16 protein-coding genes are annotated in these 18,407 nt (G+C 47.6%); 14 read left to right on the plus strand and 2 right to left on the minus strand.

What is annotated here, in order from left to right; genetic code table 11:
- The first annotated feature begins 18 nt into the window (after positions 1-18).
- From SGI97_01050 to SGI97_01085, 8 genes are all read left to right on the plus strand, one after another.
- The gene (locus SGI97_01050) at positions 19-1,167 is read left to right on the plus strand and encodes a glycosyltransferase (protein ID MDZ4722491.1); all 1,149 of its coding nucleotides are present in this window, start codon (positions 19-21) and stop codon (positions 1,165-1,167) included.
- Positions 1,142-2,395, plus strand: coding sequence for a glycosyltransferase (locus SGI97_01055; GenBank protein ID MDZ4722492.1), 1,254 nt, complete (start codon positions 1,142-1,144; stop codon positions 2,393-2,395). Before SGI97_01050 ends, SGI97_01055 begins: the two co-directional genes overlap by 26 nt.
- Entirely contained in the window at positions 2,388-3,539 is a 1,152-nt protein-coding gene (locus SGI97_01060) for a glycosyltransferase (GenBank protein ID MDZ4722493.1), read from the plus strand. The genes SGI97_01055 and SGI97_01060 overlap by 8 nt, the downstream gene beginning before the upstream one ends.
- Entirely contained in the window at positions 3,536-4,357 is an 822-nt protein-coding gene (locus SGI97_01065) for a polysaccharide deacetylase family protein (protein ID MDZ4722494.1), read from the plus strand. The genes SGI97_01060 and SGI97_01065 overlap by 4 nt, the downstream gene beginning before the upstream one ends.
- Positions 4,358-4,359: 2 nt before the next feature.
- A complete protein-coding gene (locus tag SGI97_01070; GenBank protein MDZ4722495.1) occupies positions 4,360-5,418 on the plus strand; it encodes an adenine-specific methyltransferase EcoRI family protein in 1,059 nt (352 codons plus the stop codon).
- Position 5,419: 1 nt separating this feature from the next.
- A complete protein-coding gene (locus SGI97_01075) occupies positions 5,420-6,511 on the plus strand; it encodes a DUF262 domain-containing protein (protein ID MDZ4722496.1) in 1,092 nt (363 codons plus the stop codon).
- Positions 6,512-7,256: 745 nt separating this feature from the next.
- Complete coding sequence (locus SGI97_01080; GenBank protein ID MDZ4722497.1) at positions 7,257-8,405, plus strand: glycosyltransferase family 4 protein; 1,149 nt, start codon at positions 7,257-7,259, stop codon at positions 8,403-8,405.
- Between the two features lie 149 nt (positions 8,406-8,554).
- Positions 8,555-10,405 carry an asparagine synthase-related protein gene (locus SGI97_01085; protein MDZ4722498.1) on the plus strand — a complete coding sequence of 617 codons (1,851 nt, stop codon included), beginning with the start codon at positions 8,555-8,557 and terminating at the stop codon, positions 10,403-10,405.
- A gap of 1 nt (position 10,406) precedes the next feature.
- Here SGI97_01085 and SGI97_01090 read toward each other — a convergent pair whose 3' ends face one another.
- Complete coding sequence (locus SGI97_01090; GenBank protein MDZ4722499.1) at positions 10,407-11,552, minus strand: glycosyltransferase family 4 protein; 1,146 nt, start codon at positions 11,550-11,552, stop codon at positions 10,407-10,409.
- Positions 11,553-11,831: 279 nt separating this feature from the next.
- Here SGI97_01090 and SGI97_01095 point away from each other — a divergent pair, with 279 nt between their 5' ends.
- The 6 genes from SGI97_01095 (at position 11,832) to SGI97_01120 (ending at position 18,166) form a co-directional block, all read left to right on the plus strand.
- A complete protein-coding gene (locus SGI97_01095) occupies positions 11,832-13,076 on the plus strand; it encodes a DUF1015 family protein (GenBank protein ID MDZ4722500.1) in 1,245 nt (414 codons plus the stop codon).
- 13 nt (positions 13,077-13,089) lie between these two features.
- Entirely contained in the window at positions 13,090-13,980 is an 891-nt protein-coding gene (locus SGI97_01100) for a hydroxyacid dehydrogenase (protein MDZ4722501.1), read from the plus strand.
- Between the two features lie 5 nt (positions 13,981-13,985).
- Complete coding sequence (gene serC, locus SGI97_01105) at positions 13,986-15,101, plus strand: 3-phosphoserine/phosphohydroxythreonine transaminase (protein ID MDZ4722502.1); 1,116 nt, start codon at positions 13,986-13,988, stop codon at positions 15,099-15,101.
- Positions 15,102-15,226: 125 nt separating this feature from the next.
- Positions 15,227-16,450, plus strand: coding sequence for a pyridoxal phosphate-dependent aminotransferase family protein (locus SGI97_01110; protein ID MDZ4722503.1), 1,224 nt, complete (start codon positions 15,227-15,229; stop codon positions 16,448-16,450).
- Between the two features lie 21 nt (positions 16,451-16,471).
- Positions 16,472-17,599, plus strand: coding sequence for a GNAT family N-acetyltransferase (locus SGI97_01115; protein ID MDZ4722504.1), 1,128 nt, complete (start codon positions 16,472-16,474; stop codon positions 17,597-17,599).
- A 6-nt stretch (positions 17,600-17,605) separates the two neighbouring features.
- Positions 17,606-18,166, plus strand: coding sequence for a hypothetical protein (locus SGI97_01120; GenBank protein ID MDZ4722505.1), 561 nt, complete (start codon positions 17,606-17,608; stop codon positions 18,164-18,166).
- A 17-nt stretch (positions 18,167-18,183) separates the two neighbouring features.
- Here SGI97_01120 and SGI97_01125 read toward each other — a convergent pair.
- A partial coding sequence (locus tag SGI97_01125; GenBank protein ID MDZ4722506.1) for a hypothetical protein occupies positions 18,184-18,407 on the minus strand: 224 nt, incomplete at its 5' end.

Below are 18,407 nucleotides of genomic sequence, written 5' to 3' on the forward strand. Positions count from 1 at the left end.
GCTGAAGAGAAAAAGACAATGGTGCAGACAATTCTCCATGTCCGAAGCGGGTTTTTGGTCGGCGGCCCCGAAAAGCTGATACTTTCCGGTATCGAACAAATCACAAGCTCCGAATTTCAGTTTGTGCTCTCTTCGTTTGTCCTCAAATCGACCGAGAACCAGCTCCTTGAGACTACTGCCGAAATGAAAATCCCGATCCGGCCGATATCCATCAGCGGTTCATTTGACTTGTCGGCCATACAGTCACTGCGGCAGATAATCAAAGAAACGAAAGCTGCGCTCCTTGTAGTCCATGATTACCGCGCTCTGGTAATCGGCCTTCTGGCACGACGCGGACGCAAGATTCCGATATTGTCGGTTGCCCACGGCTGGACTTCGCACACTTTTCGCGTCAAATGCTATGAATACCTTGAGAGCAGATTATTGAAATACGTCGAGAAAGTGGTTGCCGTTTCAAAACCTAAATTGGCCGAGCTGATGAGGTTAGGAATCCCCAAAGAAAAGCTCCTCCTTATTGAAAACGGCGTGGAGATACCACCGGTGAGCGCGATAGGTAGGGATATTCAACTCCGCGACGAACTTTACCTTGAATCGGATGAAATTCTCATCGGAGCCGTCGGGCGTCTGAGTGTGGAGAAGGGACATTATTTCCTGCTCGATACCGCGGCGCGGCTTCGCACAAGTCATCCTGAGGCGCGCTACGTCATAATTGGAGATGGACCGCTGATGGGGGAGCTAAAACGGCTGGCTCTTCAACTCCGTATCCATGATATTGTTTTTTTCCCAGGCTGGAAAAAAGATATGGCCGCTGTATATAAAGGCTTGGATATATTTGCGCTACCGTCGCTGACTGAAGGACTTCCAATGGCGCTACTTGAGGCGATGTCGTACGGATTGCCGGTCATCGCAAGTTCTGTGGGCGGATGTCCTGATGCAATCGAAGACGGCCGGTCGGGACTACTGGTCAAACCGGGGACATCTGACTCGCTAACGGCTGCAGTTCGGAAACTTCTTATCGATTCCAATCTCAGAAAACGATTAGGCGTTGCGGCTCGCAACCGTGTCAGCGAATACTATAGTCTTGATCGATACGCGCAGGCGTTTCTGCATGCCTATCAGGAAACAATCGGATTGTCAACGAATGAACGTACTCTTTCTCACAGGTGACATTCCCTATCCGACCAATACTGGCGCGCGGCTTCGAACGTTTAATCTTATAAAGCATGCGTCAACGGATGAAGACGTCCACATAACACTTGCGACAATGGTTCATGATGAGAACTATTCTGCGAGGCTTGCTGAAATGCGCCGTCATTGCGCCGGGGTGGAATATGTGTCTCATCCTCCGGGATCCCGCGCCGGGTTCTATGGTGGGATATTCAAAAATCTCTTTTCCAGTAGACCGTTTATAGTCGATAAACATGTTTTTCGACCGTATGTCGATATGGTGGCCGAGCTGGCATCGACCGGAAAATTCGACCTGATTCATTGCGATTCAATTTCCCTTGCCACCTCAGTGCCTGACCAATCGGGCTTGCCCCTGGTCCTCACCGAGCACAATATGGAAGCGGTCATTTGGCAGAGGTATCATGAGGAAGAGAAACATCCGCTCAAGCGTTTTTATATTGGATTGCAGTATGACAAAGTGCGCTCATTCGAAGAAGGCCTGTGTCGTCTATTTGATATGGTCATCGCAGTTTCGGAAGAAGATAAAGGCCGCCTCGCAGAGAGCTATAATGCCCGAAATGTCGTGGTTGTCCCGAATGGCGTCCAGACCGACTTTTTTACGCCATCGTCCCTTGCGATAGAGCCGGAGACACTTGTTTTTACCGGTTCAATGGACTGGCGGCCAAATCAGGACGCAATAGTATGGTTTCATGAGGATATTTGGCCGCGGATTTTAGAGCAGCGTCCCCGGACAAGGCTTTGGATTGTCGGACGAAAACCGCCTGAAAAAATAATTGCATTGGCGAAAGCCGATAATAGAATTACGGTCACCGGGACTGTCGACGACGTACGCGGGTATATTGCCAAAGCCGCAGTCTACATTGTGCCGCTCCGTATAGGTGGCGGCAGCCGGTTGAAAATACTCGAGGCGCTTTCGATGAAAAAAGCTGTCGTCTCGACTACTATCGGGGCCGAAGGTTTGGATGTGACTGCTGGACGCGATATAATCATAGCCGATTCGCCTGAATCATTCGCCAAAGAAATATTCGCGCTCTTTGACAACCCGGCCACGTGTGAAAGACTTGGGGAAAACGGGCGAGCGATGGTCTTAGAAAAATATGATTGGGATAGGGTCGCAAAATTGCAGGTGCAGGTTTGGCGCGCGGCATGTGAGGTAAAGCCGAAACCAAAGGGAACAACACTTCGTACCGGACGAATACATGGCTGAAGTTATCTTTTTCGTTTCCATTGGACTCATTTTCTATACGTATATCGGCTATCCGATCCTGCTGCGGCTAATGCCCAAAGAAAAGCCGATTCTTAAGCCGTCGAATGGCAATTTCGCGCCGCCAGTGTCAATTATCATTGCCGCCTACCAAGGGGCTTCGGCAATAACACAGAAACTTGATAATACTTTCGCCTCCAATTATCCAGCGGACAAGCTCCAGGTGATAGTAATATCCGACGGCTCGCAGGACGGGACCGATGCAGTTGTTGAGTCGTATCCGGATAACCGGGTATCGTTAATACGGCAAATACCGCGAATGGGCAAGACTGCGGCTCAAAAGAGGGGAATTGCAGCGGCGAAATATGACATTGTTATTTTCACCGACCTGACGACAATGCTCGAACCAGATTCAGTGAAAAATCTTGTTTCTGCTCTTTATGACACAAGGATCGGGTTAGCCTCAAGCGAGGATCTATGGGTCAGCCCCGATGGCGCACGGACGGAATCAGCGCAAGGGGCGTATGTACGATATGAAATGTGGCTGAGAGACACCGAATCCGCGGTGAGCAGCATAGTCTCGGCGAGCGGCTGTTTTTACGCGGTGCGAAAAGAATACTTCGAAGCCATTCCGGATCATCTAATTGATGATATAGTCATCCCGATGACAGTAGTGGAGCGCGGAAGTAGGGGTGTACACATACGCGAGGCCCGTTCGCTGGTCCCGATGATTCCCTCGGCCGAGCGCGAGTTTACCCGGAGAGCGCGTATGACGCTTGGGGGAATAAATGCGCTGGCGTACAAATATCATCTTCTCAATCCGTTTAGGTTTGGCTTTTATAGTGTGCAGTTACTGAGCCATAAATTGCTTCGTTGGTTCATTCCGTTTTTCATGATCGCCGCGTTTATAAGTACAGCCCTCCTTGCCTTGAAAAGCTCGTCGAGTGTATGGATAGCAATACTAATTGTCCAGATTCTGTTTTATACAGTCGCATACATTGGATACCTTCAACGGAGGCAGCAATCGAACCATAAAATTATCAAGCTCATCTACTTTTTTACTTCATCGAATCTCGCTCTGATTTCATCGTGGTATCAATTTTTCACCAAGAGCAAACAGACCACATGGAGCGAATCGCGCTCATGAACAAACCCAAAAGCGACGAGCACAAAATCAGGATTCCGATCTTGTGTTACCATTATTTCGGCATAGACCAGTCGACTCAACCGGGGATTAAGGATGAGGACAGGGCCTATATCACAACACAGGCGCTATTTGAGGAGCATCTGAAGTTTCTTAAAGTCAATGGGTGCACGGCTGTTTCATTTTCCCAAATTGAACAGTATGGCAAGGGCGCGGGGGCGCTGCCAGCAGGGCCAGTTATTCTGACCATTGATGACGGCCACAAGAGCGTGTTGGAGATCGCCGCGCCTCTGCTGAAACAACATGATTGGCCTGCGGAGTTATTTGTAATTCCAACCCGTGTCGGCAAGACGGGGTATCTGACATGGGAAGAGCTTGCTATACTAAACCGAGCGGGAATCAGTTCGCAATCACACGGCCTGACCCACCGCCTGCTCAATCGATTGTCGAGATCAGAGATTGGAAATGAACTGTCTGAATCAAAGAAGTGTATCGAGGAAAATCTTGAGTCTCGCGTTTCCGCATTTGCTGTTCCGATGGGCGGATATCCGTTCTGTTTGCAGGATATAGCGCGGGACGCCGGATATTCGTTCTTATGTACATCGTACTATGGCCTTGCCGAACCTCTCAATAGACCTTACCGGCTTGCCCGACTCATGATAAAATCTCCTGATGACAGTATTGGAGGTCTGGAATCGATGCTTAAGCCATCGGCTGCGATGTCTATAAAATTTCACTCGAAGACATTACTTAAGCGGTTAAAGAATCATGCCATCGGATTGCTCGCAAGTTTGGCGTATGATCTGATAACCAGAAAATAATTATGGTAAAGAAATCATTAAATAGTAATTTACACAAAGCCAACAAGGCGAAAAAAGATGAGTTTTATACTCAGCTTATTGATATTGAAAAAGAATTGAAGCATTACAAAGGACAGTTTCGAGGTAAAATTGTTTATTGCAATTGTGATGATCCATTTGAAAGTAATTTTTTCAAATATTTCGCCGCCAATTTTAACGCTCTTGGTCTTAAAAAGTTAATCTCCACCAGTTATACAAACTCACCGATTGCCGGAGGACAGTTGCCGCTCTTTGAAGTCAAAGGCTTAAAACCGAAAGGCAAAGAGCCGTTCAAGATCGAGCTCAATGAAGTGACAGATTCCGACGCAGACGGCGCGGTGGGGCTTGCTGATGTGAAGTGGCTCTTGAAAAATGATGCCAATATCGCCACCCCACTTAAGGGTGACGGTGATTTTCGCAGTGAGGAGTGTATAGAACTACTCAAACAAGCAGATATTGTTGTAACTAACCCGCCATTCTCGCTCTTCCGCGAATATGTGGAGCAGTTGGTCGAGTATAAAAGGAAGTTTATAATTCTTGGTGATCAGAACGCAATTACATATAAAGAATTTTTTAAACTGATAAAAGAAAACAGATTGTGGCTTGGTTATGACAACAACGGGACAAAATGGTTCCAAGTCCCAATGGATTACGATATACCAACAGAATCGAGAAAAAAAATTGTAAACGGCGTGAAGTATTTTAGCATGGGGCGGATTATGTGGTTCACAAATTTAGACACCACAAAAAGACACGAAGAACTGACTTTATATAAAAAATATACTCCGGAAGAATATCCGAAGTACGATAATTATGATGCGATTGAAGTTTCAAAAGTGGCTGAAATCCCAGAGAATTATACTGGAGTGATGGGTGTGCCAGTGACTTTTGTTGATAAATATAATCCTGATCAGTTTCAGATTATCGGACATGTGGGGTCCGTTGGTGCAGACGGTGTGTATTCGTTTGCGAATGCGATTTATCTTAATAGTAAAAAATTATTTAAACGCATTTTAATTAAAAATAAGAAAGTAAAAAAATAGTATGAAAATTGATCTACATAAAATACCAATTCGCGAAGTGATTGTCGGCTACAAAGATAGTGCCGAGGAGGGCGTGGTAGCTTATAGCGGCAAACTGGATATTCGGCCAAAATATCAGCGCGAATTTGTGTACAAGGAAAAGCAGCGCAATGCCGTGATAGAAACTATCAAAAACAGCTTTCCGCTGAATGTGATGTATTGGATGATTAGAGAAGATGGTGGCTACGAAGTGCTGGACGGCCAACAGCGCACTATCAGCATTGGGCAATATGTTACTGGTGATTTTTCTCTCAATGATCGCTTTTTCCATAATCTAACAAAAGAAGAACAGTATGAAATTTTGGATTATGAACTGATGATTTACTTCTGCGAAGGTACAGACAAAGAACGGCTGGACTGGTTTAGGATTATCAATATTGCTGGAGAAAAATTAACTGATCAAGAAATTCGCAACGCGGTTTATACTGGGCCATGGCTATCAGACGCCAAACTCAAATTTAGCAAAACAAATTGTGCAGCCTATCTCTTAGCAAATGATGGCGGGCAGTTAGTGAGCGGTTCACCAATTAGGCAAGAGTATTTGGAAACCGCGCTTTCGTGGATCAATGGCGGCAATATTGAGGACTATATGGCCAAACATCAGCACGACAAAAGTGCTGACGAATTGTGGGAATATTTTCAAAAAGTGATCGCATGGACGCGGGAGATTTTTACGAACTATCGCCGAGAAATGAGTAATGTGCCGTGGGGTGATTTGTATAACCAATTCAAAAATAAAAAATGTGATTCAAAGAAACTGGAAAAAGAAATAACCGAATTAATGCAAGATGAAGATGTGACCAAAAAGTCTGGTATCTATGAATATGTTTTGACCAGAAATGAAAAATATCTAAACATTCGCGCCTTTACCGAAAAGCAAAAGAGAGAAGCGTACGAAAGGCAAAAAGGCATCTGCGTAAAATGCAAAAAGCATTTTGAAATAGAAGAAATGGAGGCCGATCACATAAAACCTTGGCACGAAGGCGGAAAAACTGTTTCAAAAAATTGCCAGATGTTATGTAAAGATTGTAACCGAAGAAAATCAGGAAACTAAAAAAGGCGGCGCGCCAGTTTCGCTGGCACGAAATTCGGAAACGAAAAAGGAAAGGTTCAAAAACCCGCCCGCATTCCTTCCCAGACCCCTCCTGCGGGCGGGACGGAAACCGAGGCAGGACAATTCTCCTCCAAAGGCGGACAGGCATTCCCCAGAAAAATAGTTTGCCCTGCCGAGTCCAAATTAGTATTCCGTGTTTTCTTCAAAAAATGTTCGAACTTCGTCCAAAAAACACCGGGAGCACGATATCCAAATACAGAGATGAAGCGCTCTAGCCGATCGAAGGAGCGCCCAAGGATATATCAGCGACGGCGTGGACGGTTTGGTTGTCGATGCAGGCGATGCACAAGGTGTTAAAGCAGCTATCATGCATCTCTGGCCAACCCCGAGCATGCCCGTTCACTAAGCAGAGAGGCAAAGAGAAAGCTTGATGACCCGGCCTTTACAATGTCGCAGACACTTAAGTCAATTTACGGCCATGCCATTTCTCTTGATGAAAATCGCAAGAAATCAAAATCAGATTTTCTTTCGTAGAGTGAGATTACGTATTTCACGAGACTGTGAGGTCATACTGGTATCATCGATTCGGGGATTGCTGTCCCTCTGTCCAGCTTCGCAGGGTAATTAGTTCTCTATGACCCAATTTTCGCTCCATTTAAAGTCATATTTTGTTCTACTCAAAAAAGTATAAAAAGTAGTAACTTTTTGTCTTACTGGTCATTACAAGAGGAGCAGCCGCCTGAATATTCTTACCGTCGTTCCATGGTACAAGCCCTACGTTGGAGGTGTCGTCGTGGCAGTAGAGAGAATTTGTCATCAGCTATCCCAGAACGGACATCAGTGTCTGATCCTTATCGATGGCGATTCTGATTCAATTGAAAAGAAATATGATGATGGTTTGGTGTCGGTCTATTCACTCTTCCAACGCCCTATGTACCAAAAGACAAAAACAATAAAGGCGGCCATTGCCTGGGCAGTCTATTTTCTGCCAACGCTTTTGAAGCTAAGGCGTTTCATTAAACTGCATAATATTGACATTGTTGTTCTCCATTTTCCGGGCATTGCCAACAGCTATTTCCCTGCGCTCAAACGTCTTTTTTCGGTCAAATATGTTGTGTGCGTCCACGGAAGCGATATACACACAAATATCCGCGAGCATCCGGCGGTTAAGACGGTAGTGAATTCAGTCGTCAGAAATGCCGATGCATTGATCGCATGTTCCGAATTCATGCTCGAGGAAGCCAGACGGGCGCTTCAAGCGATTCCCACCACCAGTAAAGCCATTTATATCGGAGTAGATTCACGATGGGCGGAAAATGTTCCGTCCCGAAGTTATGCAATTAACGGTCGGTATATCATAGCCAATGCCTTCCCTGTGGATGTAAAGGGAACGGATATACTGTTAAAAGCTTTCGAGAAGATATCCGACACGTTTCCCGATGTCTCTCTCGTCCTACTCGGAGGACGGTCCACCGAAAAAGATCGCCAAAAGTTAATAAATGGCTCATCTGCCGCGAGTAAAATACATATTCTCGGCGAAGTAGCTAATCAGGATGTACCTTCGCTTTTTAGCGGGGCCTCTTTTGGGGTGGTTTCATCAAGACGCGAAGGTTTTCCCTTGGTTGTATTGGAAATGCAGTTGATGAAAAAAACGGTAATAGCAACGTCTGTTGGTGGATTACCGGAATCAATAAAAGACGGTTATAACGGCTTTCTTATTGAGTCTGAAGACGTTGATTCACTTGCCGACAGGATGAGCTTTTGTCTTGAGCATGAGGAAGAATGCCGCATAATGGGAGAAAATGGATATAGACGGGTTATCAGCGATTTCAACCTCGAAACGACGGGTAAGCAATATCTCCAGCTCTTTGACAAAATTCTGCTGAAAAACTGATCCCGTCCAACTTCGGTACCCCTGTGGCGTATAAAAGTTGCTCAGCAGAGACAAGTAATCCATTGCCCGGAGAGCGCAGTGGCATAGATTCATCAAAAAATCAATCAAACCTTACGCTAATTGGAAGCGAATTAGGTATATTGTTTTATATGTCAGCAATCTGTGGTATAGTAGATTATTCACGTAGAGGTTTGGCTATTGACGCTGAACTCAAGTGTCTGATTGCGCCTCTTTGGCATTCGCAGGCGTTCACCATCGAAAAAAAGATTCTTGATGATGCCGGTTTGGCGCGCGTCTTCTTTGATACTCGTGATAATTTTTGCAGCGCCTCGCGGAATTTGATCGACGATGAAATCTGTTTTGTGTCTGGCTACATCACCAATATTGCGCAATGGACTGACGAAATCAGCCGAGACAGTGGCGGAGAAGTCAAAGTGACTTCTGCGGCTGACATTCTGGCCTATATCCATATTGTTCAACAGGGAAAAGGGATGGAGCGCCTCAACGGCATTTTTTCATTCGCGCTGTGGCGGCCTTCGCGTAACGAGCTGATTCTTGGTACCGACCGTCATGGGATACGTCCTCTATATTATCGACAGTTTGCAGGACATTTGGTCTTTGCCTCGGAGATGAAAGCCATTTACAACAGCGGCGACAGCTATGAAATCGATGACTTGACAGCCGAAGAAATCCTTGTTTTGGGATTCCCGCTTGGCGATAACACACTTCTCAAAGACGCCAAGCGAGTGCCCTCGGGAAGCTTTATCCGTTTCAGAAGCGAGGGTCCTTCCACCACTCGCTACTGGTGGTACGACCAGTGGAAAGTCGACTCGACTCTGACTCCCCAGGATTATATCAGCGAAAATATCCGCCTGCTCAAACAGTCGATTGGACGGTTAGACGAACTCAGCGATAAACCTATCTGTCTGCTCAGTTCGGGACTTGATTCCCGCCGGATTATGCTTGAATTGACGAGAACAGGCAAACAGCCTGAAATCTTCACGACTGCGCTTCAGCTGGCCGGAGCCCACTATGACACCGACTCTATTGTCACTCAGGAATTGTGCCGTGAGTTTTCACTCAAACAGACCTTGGTTGATATTTATCCCGCCGAACTCGAAGGAGAACTTGCCCGGCATGCCTTTCATTTGCTTGATTATGAAACGAGTCAGCATCGCTGGCTGTTACCTTTACTGTCCAAAATACCACAAAATGCCGGAGTCAACTTTGACGGCCTGGGCGGCGACATGCTCGTCTACGACGATCATGTAACTCCCGAAATAAACCAGGAATGTCACAACAGCAACAAATTGGCATCCACGATTCTCGATATGTTTGGAGCGCCGATACGTCTCTATCTTCGCAAAGCGCCTTCAGGCCCGCCACTGATAGAGCGTGTAGCAGCCATGCTGGACAATTTGCCGCAGAATGCCAACCGCTTCACGACTTTCCAATTTAGCAATTGGACACGCCGGCGTACTTCGCTGTTCGGGCAAACATTGCTCAGCATGAAAGTTGAGTCCGTCTGTCCTTACTTTGACAATGATCTCGCCGATTTTTGTATGAGTCTTTCTCCGTCTCTGAAACTCGACAGGAATTATCAGGACGAAATCCTTCGCTTCGAGCGAGCCGATCTTATGAAACGAATCCCGACTTCACACTATCCTTTTATCCGAGTCAGCCCCGATGAATTCAGCCGCCCATTCACACGGCCGCTTCCAAAACAATACGGGTCGATTCGCAAGAGACATCTGTATGGAGCCGCCGCTAAGGAGATTTTTGCCGCCCCGCGACTACTTTCGATTCTGTCTGCAAACAGTCTTCTCGTTACACTCAGCACGCTCGGGTTTAACACAGTCAATATGATGCCTAAAGAGGTGGTCAGTCGCGGCTGGCGTCTTGAACCACTCATGCAGTTGGCGCTCTTTAAACAGTCCCTTCACGATAAAACTTGGCGGGAAGAAGCTTTGACCAAAGCCCGCGAGAGTGTCTACGGATAGTTTATTTTAGAAAATCCAGAAACTTCGAACGCCCTGAGGCAATCAGGGCCTTATAGAGCATTTCGTGTTCAGCAATAAACTTGTCCATTGAGAAATTGCGCTCGGCGCGATCCCGTCCGGAAATTCCCATTTTTTTTGCAGACGCGCTATCAGTCAGTAGACGGATCATGGCATTTGCGAGGGATTCAGAATCAGCAATCGGTACAATCAGTCCATCGGCTTTGTCTCGGACAATGTCTGCCGGACCGCCACAGTCGGTTACGACCACCGATAACTGTGATGCCATCGCTTCAACCGTGGTGAGAGAAAATCCTTCGTGAAGCGACGAACAGACATAGAGGGACGCCACCGAAAAGAGAAGCGCGATATTGTCAAACGAACCGAGGAAGATGACTCTGTCCTTTACTCCCAAATCAGTCACGAGTGATAGCAGGCCAAGATTTTTGTTCTGGCTGTCTTCGCCGGCAATAAAAAGTCTCGCATCCGGCACTGATTTTAAAACACGGGCGAAAGCCGCGATGAGAAAACTATATCCCTTCACTTCTTTAACATTTCCGACGGCAACGACGACCGGCGCCGAAGGCTGAAGATTGTGCTGTCTGCGAAACTCTTCGATCGCTTCACTTGATGGCGGCGCGATGCGTGATTTGTCAAATCCGTTATTAATCACAACCAGCTTGGACTGATTCACCCCATATGTTGAGACATATTGGTCAGCAAGCGATCTGGACACCACAACTGTTCTGGTATTAAGCGCCCCGGCAAATTTGGCGAACAACCTTGCGCGCGGAGTGGTCTCATGCGGTAATATGCCATGAACTGATCCGACTCCGGGGACGCCGCACCAACGCGAGAGAGGCCCGTTGTAGCTGTTCATTTTCAGCAGATGGCTGTGAACAAGGTCAATCTGGTTTTGTCGAACAATGCCCCGAAGCTGACGCAACACCTCAAGGTTCATTTGTCCGTCACCCTGTATCAGATGAACTGTCGCGCCTGTGGCTACGGCAAGGGGAGGTATTGATTTGGGAGTGACGATGGCAACATGGCTCTCAAATTCGTCTTTGTTAAGATGGGTGAGCAAATTCAACATGACATTCTCGGCGCCCCCGATAACGCCAAAATCTTCTATGAGTTGAAGAATTTTCATGAGGCTTATATAGCGAGGGGGGTATTGGCTGTCAACAGTTGAAAAGTGGGAGGGGGCAATCACGAAGAGATATTGACCTGTTGGGCAGAGCCAACCGACATCACATTGCATCTTCGTGCAGTCCGACGTGCCTGCCAGTTGTGGCGGGTGGCCAGAGGATTCCACCTCCACCATCTCCCACAAAAAAAACCTATTGATATTGCCACTGAAATTTCGCTCCTTGCCCATTCTGATATAGAGATTTGATAAGTTTGTAACTAGTCTGACAAGAGGAGATGCGTGGCGACTATTCGGCCATTTAAAGGACTTCGAGTTGCTCCAGCGCTTGCGCCGCGTGTGGCCACACCGCCATATGATACTCTGTCGGGAACCGAAGCACGCGAACTTGCCGAAGGCAAACCCTATTCATTTCTGCTCATCGACCGTCCCGATATTGAATTTCCTGACAATTATGACCCATATGATGAAACAGTCTATACTCTCGGGCGGGAAAACCTCGACCGATTCATGGGCAATAAGACATTTATCCAGGACTCTCAGCCCTGTTTTTATCTCTACCGCCTGACCATGAACGGCCGGAAACAGACCGGACTCGTAGCGCTGACATCGGTTGAGGAATATGATAACGGCATCGTCAAAAAGCACGAGCACACCCGTCCTGAAAAAGTGAAAGACCGCGCCAACCATATTATCGCCTGCCGGGCACAGGTCTCACCAGTTCTGTCCACATTCAAGCAAGACCCAACCATAGCTGAGATCTTCAGGAAAATTAGTGCGTCCAAGTCTGTTGTGGATTTTAGAAGCGATGATGATGTCAACCACGAATTTTGGGTTGTGAATGATATAGAAACAATCAAAGCGCTCATTGAAGCATTCGCTAAACTGCCATTACTTTATATAGCCGATGGCCACCACCGATGCGAGGCCGCATCGGATGTCGCGCGGCAGATGAGAGACGAGAATCCTCGGCACACAGGGGACGAGCCCTATAATTATTTTCTCAATGGCCTCTTTGCGGACAGCGGTCTGCATATCATGCCATATAACCGGGTGATTCGGGATACGAATGGTCTGACACCTGAAGCATTATTGGAAAGAGTGAAGGAAAAATTTGACCTGAAACTTTCATCAGTCGCTGTCGCCCCCACAAAACCGCACCAGTTCGGGCTTTATTGCGAAAAGCAATGGTACCTTCTCAACGCCAAGGAAGGTAGTTTCGATGCCAACCATCACACCAAGTCAATCGATGCCGCAATTCTGGCTGACAACCTTATCAGCCCTGTTTTGGGAATACACAACCAGCGCACCGATAAACGGATTGATTTTGTGGGTGGCATACGGGGAACCGCGGAACTTGTGCGACTAGTCGATTCGGGAGATTTTTCTTTGGCCTTTTCTCTCTACCCGACAAGCATCGAACAACTGCTTCGGGTGGCCGATGCTGGCGAAGTCATGCCCCCAAAATCAACATGGTTCGAACCGAAACTGCGCTCAGGACTCATTGTCCACCTGCTGGCCGAATGACTACCAAAGGAATATGATGCTCATTTTTATCGCCGATGCCTTCGATTCAAGCCTGCCATCCCTGTTGAAAAAATATGGAGAAGTCACAGACGACAAGAACAAGTTACCCGAAGCCGAGATCGCGCTGGTTCGAAGCAAAACCAAAGTCACCCGCGACTTTATTGACAAAGCCGAAAAATTGAAAATGGTCATTCGCGGCGGTGTAGGAATGGATACTATCGACATTGACTACGCCCATCAAAAGAATATAATAACCCATAATACAGCCGATGCCTCTACTGTCGCTGTGGCAGAATTGGCCTTTGCCTTCATGATCGCCCTCCCGAACAATATCACAAAGGCCGACAGATCGATCCGCGAAGGGAAATGGCTCAAAACCGAACTGACCCGAACTGAGTTGGGCGGCAAAACGCTCGGCATTCTGGGTATGGGGCGTATCGGAACCGCACTTGCCATCCGCGCACGGGCGTTCCGGATGAAGCTTCTGGCCTGGCATCCCGATGTTCGTTTTTCAGATTTCGCCGAGATTCGCACACATTTGGAGGACGTTTTGCCTGAATCGGATTATGTCTCACTCCATACGCCGCTGGTGGAATCAACGCGTGGACTCATAAACAAGAAAACACTCGCGCTTTTTAAAACTGGCGCGTATTTGATTAATACCGGGCGGGGGGAATGTATTGTCGAGCAGGATGTCGCCGATGCCCTCAAAAGCGGCAAACTTGGCGGATTTGCCAACGATGTCTGGCACAAAGAACCGCCAGAAAACAGTCCGCTTTTTGACGCGCCGAATACTATATTGGCTCCGCACATAGGCGCATCGACCAAAGAAAATCTTCTCCGTATCGGCACAGTTATCGACCGGCTGATAGATGAATATGTCGCTCATATTAGAAAAGGGTAATACACATGCATACAACCACAACGACCAGACCGCCCAAAATAAACCGTGTACATAATTTCAACCCCGGCCCTTCGACCCTTCCCCTCGAAGTTCTCCAGACTGTCCAGCATGAATTGTTGGATTATCGCGGAACCGGGATGTCTATAATGGAAACATCGCACCGCACGGAAGAATTCGAGGAGATAAACAGCGCAACAATGAATCTTCTGCGTGAACTGCTCGGATTGGGAAAAGAATATCATGTTATTTTTCTGGGCGGCGGGGCATCGACACAATTTTCAATGATACCGATGAATTTCCTCCCCGCTGGAAAAAGTGCGGCCTATACCGACACCGGTGTCTGGGCCAACAAAGCAATCAAAGAAGCGAAACTGCTTGGTAATGTCTCTGTTGTGGCATCGTCGAAAGAGCAATCATACACCTATATCCCACAAATTGAAGAATTCAAAATCCCATCGGATTCATCCTATTTTCACATGACATCGAACAACACCATTTTCGGCACACAGTGGCACTGGTGGCCCGAGACCGAACAAGTGCCGCTTGTGTGCGATATGTCATCGGATTTCTGTTCACGTACTCTTGATTACTCAAAGTTTTCTCTTATATATGCGGGCGCGCAGAAAAATATCGGCCCGGCCGGTGTCACAGTCGTCATCATTCGCGATCACCTGCTTGCTAAATGCAAAGACGGCAACCCGACCATGTTTGATTACCGCACCCATGTCAAAAACGACTCGCTTTACAATACCCCGCCGGTTTTTGCCATTTATATGATGAGACTGGTTTTGGAATGGATCAAGACGAATGGCGGTTTGAGTGGAATTGAGAAAATAAACCACGACAAACAAGCCACAATTTATGGTCTGATGGACAAACACGACGACTTCTACCGCGGAACCGTTCAAAAAGACAGTCGGTCGTGGATGAACCTTACCATGCGATTGCCCAACGAACAACTAGAGGAGCTCTTTCTCAAAGAAAGCAAAACCGCCGGATTTATCGGCCTGAAAGGACACCGCGATGTCGGCGGCATCCGGGTCTCGCTCTATAATGCCCTTACACTCGACTCCGCGCTCCAATTGGCCGAGTTTATGAAGACTTTTCGCAAATCACACTGATAGATTCGCCAAAACTGGCTCTAAAAGCCGGTTCGGCCTTGTCAGGCTATTATCTTGACAAACCAGTCATAAATCACTTTCGTACATGGCTGTTTATCAGTTGAACCGTAGGGAAGGAGCCATCTGTGCAGGCTGAGGAAAAAACCGAGATAGGCTATCTCGATCTCTTTGATAAGTGTTATGAATTTACTACCGCCGATGAAATCAAGGCGGCTGGGATTTATCCTTACTTTCATCCCATACAATCCGCACCCGGCGATTCCGTTATTGTCGATGGCCAGGAATGTATCATGGTCGGTTCAAATAATTACCTGGGCCTCGTCAATCACCCTAAAGTCAAAGAGGCGTCAGCTGCGGCTGTCCACAAATACGGCTCAGGATGTACCGGCTCACGTTTCCTCAACGGCACGCTTGACCTGCACCTGGAACTTGAACGCCGACTTGCCAAGTTCATGCAAAAAGAAGCCGCGCTTGTGTTCTCAACTGGTTTCCAGACCAATCTTGGCGTCATCTCCTGTATGGTTGGCAAAAATGACGCAGTAATTATCGACCGTCAGGTCCATGCCTGTATAGTCGATGCCTGCCGCCTCTCATACGGCAAGACCTACAAATTTGCCCATAATGATATGGAAGATTTTGAGCGGGTGCTCAAAAATGTACGAAATATCAATTCCCGCGGCGGGATTCTTGTGGCAGTCGACGGCGTCTTTTCGATGGAAGGGGATATTATCAACCTCCCTTCGCTTGTCGAAATTGCCGAAAGGTATAATGCGAAGGTGATGGTCGACGATGCCCATTCGATCGGTGTGCTCGGAAAAACCGGCGCAGGAACAGCGGAGCATTTTGGACTTATTGATAGAGTTGACCTGACAATGGGAACATTCTCAAAATCATTTGCCTCGCTCGGAGGCTTTGTTGTTGGCGATGCCAAAGTGATAGATTATATAAAACACCACGCCCGTTCTCTCATATTCTCAGCTTCCATAACACCATCATCCGCCGCCGCCGTTTTGGCCGCGTTGGATATAATGGAGACCGAGCCGGAACGGCGCGAGCATCTGTGGCGCAACGCCCGCCGCGTGCAGAGAGAATACAAAACCCTCGGCTTCAACATCGGCCACTCACAAACGCCGGTAGTGCCTATTGTCGTCGGCGGAGATATGGAATGCTTTGCCTTCTGGAAAGCGCTATTTGACAACGGTGTCTTCACCAATCCAGTCATCTCGCCCGCTGTGCCGCCCGGACAGGCAATGATCCGCACCTCCTATACCGCAACTCATACCGATGCCCAGATAGATAAAGTCATAGAAGTGCTTGCCAAAGTCGGACGCGAGAAGGGCATCATTTGAAACCGCTGACAGATTAATTTTATGTCCAGTGTCGAAGTGGTCGAAGTCGAGTCATCGGCCCAGCTCAAAAAGTTTATTGCCTACCCTAATCATCTCTATCGCGATGACCCAAATTATGTCGCTCCACTCAATGTCGAGCGTAAGGAATTTTTTGACTTCAAGAAAAATCCGTTTTATCGCGCAGCTAAAGTTAAGCTTTTTCTTGCAATGGATAACGGAACAGTTGTCGGGCGAATTGCGACCTGTGTTAACTACCGCCACAATGATTTTCACGATGAGAAAACCGGATTTTTCGGATTTCTTGACACACCTGATGACGCCGATATTGCCGCCAAGCTTCTGAAGGTTGCCATGATTACGCTCAAAAAAGAGGGCATGGAGCGTATGAGGGGGCCAATGAATTTCTCGACCAATCATGAATGCGGTTTTCTGGTCGAAGGTTTCGATTCGCCGCCTATGGTCATGATGACATACAACAAACCATACCAGCCCCTTCTTGCGGAAAAGTTTGGCATGAAAAAAGTGATGGATCTGCTCGCATACAAGCATAGTCCGCCGGAGATGGATCGAACTCGGGTGGCTCCGATTATTGAACGCTCCCAAAAAAGGCTCGGTGTCACGCTTCGGAATATGAATATGCACGATTTTGATAACGAAGTTGCGCTCATCAATCGACTCTACAACGAATGCTGGTCTAAAAATTGGGGATTTGTTCCGATGGACGAGGCCGAGTTTGCTTATTCGGCCAAGAATCTCAAACAAATTGTCGATCCAAAACTTGTTATCATTGCCGAGATTGACGGAAAACCTGTTGCTTTTGCCCTCTCACTGCCGAATATCAATCGGGCGCTCATTTTTATGCGAGGCAAGCTCTTCCCTTTCGGTCTGCTCAAACTTCTGTGGCATACGAAAATCCGAAACAAAGTCGACACCGTGCGCGTCATCACCTTGGGAGTTTCGCCGGAGCACCAGAAGAAGGGGCTTGATTCAATTCTCTATGTTGCCACTGCCGATGCCGTGCACAACAACGGTTACAAATGGGGTGAGCTTTCCTGGGTTCTGGAAAGCAACGACTTAATTTGCCGCGGACTTGAGGCTTTCGGCTCTGTTATCTACAAACGCTATCGCATACTCCAGATGCCTCTGTAAGGAATTATGAAAAAGAAATTCGACAGAACACCATTCAGGCTTGCAGTATGCTCTCTCATAGGAATCGCGGTCTTGTGCGCCCTTTCGTGCACAAGCCGGTATCGACTCGACTTATTCATGCAGACCGAAGAATGGCGGCGCAAAGTCAAAGTTGAAGGGACGCAATATATTCGTGATGCCGTACTCGAGCTGCGCACAGAGACAAAATTGGAAACGGGAATCGGAACCGTGATGATGATGCTTGTCTCGACACGCGGCGAGCGCGCCGATTCAAATGTGGCAATGCTTTTTGGATTCGATGAAAACCTTCAATGCCGCTTATTTGTTCAACTCCCTCCTGAACCCGCGCCCGGTCAATATGGCCTTCTTGACAGCTCCTTCGCTCAATTGCTCGGACGGTTTGACCAGCCGACAGAAGACAAACTCTTTTTGGCTGACTCGGGTTTGATGGTCATTGACTCTCTGACTGCAAAAAATCTTTTCGGCAAATTTTCCGGCTATTATTCGAACAGCTCCGGTGTGCCGCTTATCTTCGATGGCCGCATCCGTATCAAGCGAACAGAATAATAAGTTAAAAACCTACCTTAAATGCCGGTCCACCCGAGCTCTTCGTGCGGGACGTCTCTGTTGCGCACTGGAGCGAAGAGAACTGAGATGGTTACGGTTCCACCACTCCCTTTGGTCGCACCTCTCCGAGGCGAGCTTTCAGCATTCCCTTTGGTCATTGCCGCGCCTGCCCGCCGTGGAGGGTCACTCCTCGGAAGTCGCTCCTCGCAACGAATCATTGTAGTGTCATTCCAGTCCGCCA

It is taken from the genome of Candidatus Zixiibacteriota bacterium, from assembly GCA_034439475.1.
Taxonomy (GTDB): Bacteria; Zixibacteria; MSB-5A5; order GN15; family FEB-12; genus JAWXAN01.

Bases quoted from the DNA above. Each gene is read 5' to 3' on its own strand.
- SGI97_01055 (MDZ4722492.1), top strand. From the start codon at position 1,142: ATGAACGTACTCTTTCTCACAGGTGACATTCCCTATCCGACCAATACT.
- SGI97_01060 (MDZ4722493.1), top strand. From the start codon at position 2,388: ATGGCTGAAGTTATCTTTTTCGTTTCCATTGGACTCATTTTCTATACG.
- SGI97_01120 (MDZ4722505.1), top strand. From the start codon at position 17,606: ATGAAAAAGAAATTCGACAGAACACCATTCAGGCTTGCAGTATGCTCT.
- SGI97_01100 (MDZ4722501.1), top strand. From the start codon at position 13,090: ATGATGCTCATTTTTATCGCCGATGCCTTCGATTCAAGCCTGCCATCC.
- serC (MDZ4722502.1), top strand. From the start codon at position 13,986: ATGCATACAACCACAACGACCAGACCGCCCAAAATAAACCGTGTACAT.
- SGI97_01085 (MDZ4722498.1), top strand. From the start codon at position 8,555: ATGTCAGCAATCTGTGGTATAGTAGATTATTCACGTAGAGGTTTGGCT.
- SGI97_01115 (MDZ4722504.1), top strand. From the start codon at position 16,472: ATGTCCAGTGTCGAAGTGGTCGAAGTCGAGTCATCGGCCCAGCTCAAA.
- SGI97_01050 (MDZ4722491.1), top strand. From the start codon at position 19: ATGGTGCAGACAATTCTCCATGTCCGAAGCGGGTTTTTGGTCGGCGGC.
- SGI97_01070 (MDZ4722495.1), top strand. From the start codon at position 4,360: ATGGTAAAGAAATCATTAAATAGTAATTTACACAAAGCCAACAAGGCG.
- SGI97_01065 (MDZ4722494.1), top strand. From the start codon at position 3,536: ATGAACAAACCCAAAAGCGACGAGCACAAAATCAGGATTCCGATCTTG.
- SGI97_01090 (MDZ4722499.1), bottom strand. From the start codon at position 11,552: ATGAAAATTCTTCAACTCATAGAAGATTTTGGCGTTATCGGGGGCGCC.
- SGI97_01075 (MDZ4722496.1), top strand. From the start codon at position 5,420: ATGAAAATTGATCTACATAAAATACCAATTCGCGAAGTGATTGTCGGC.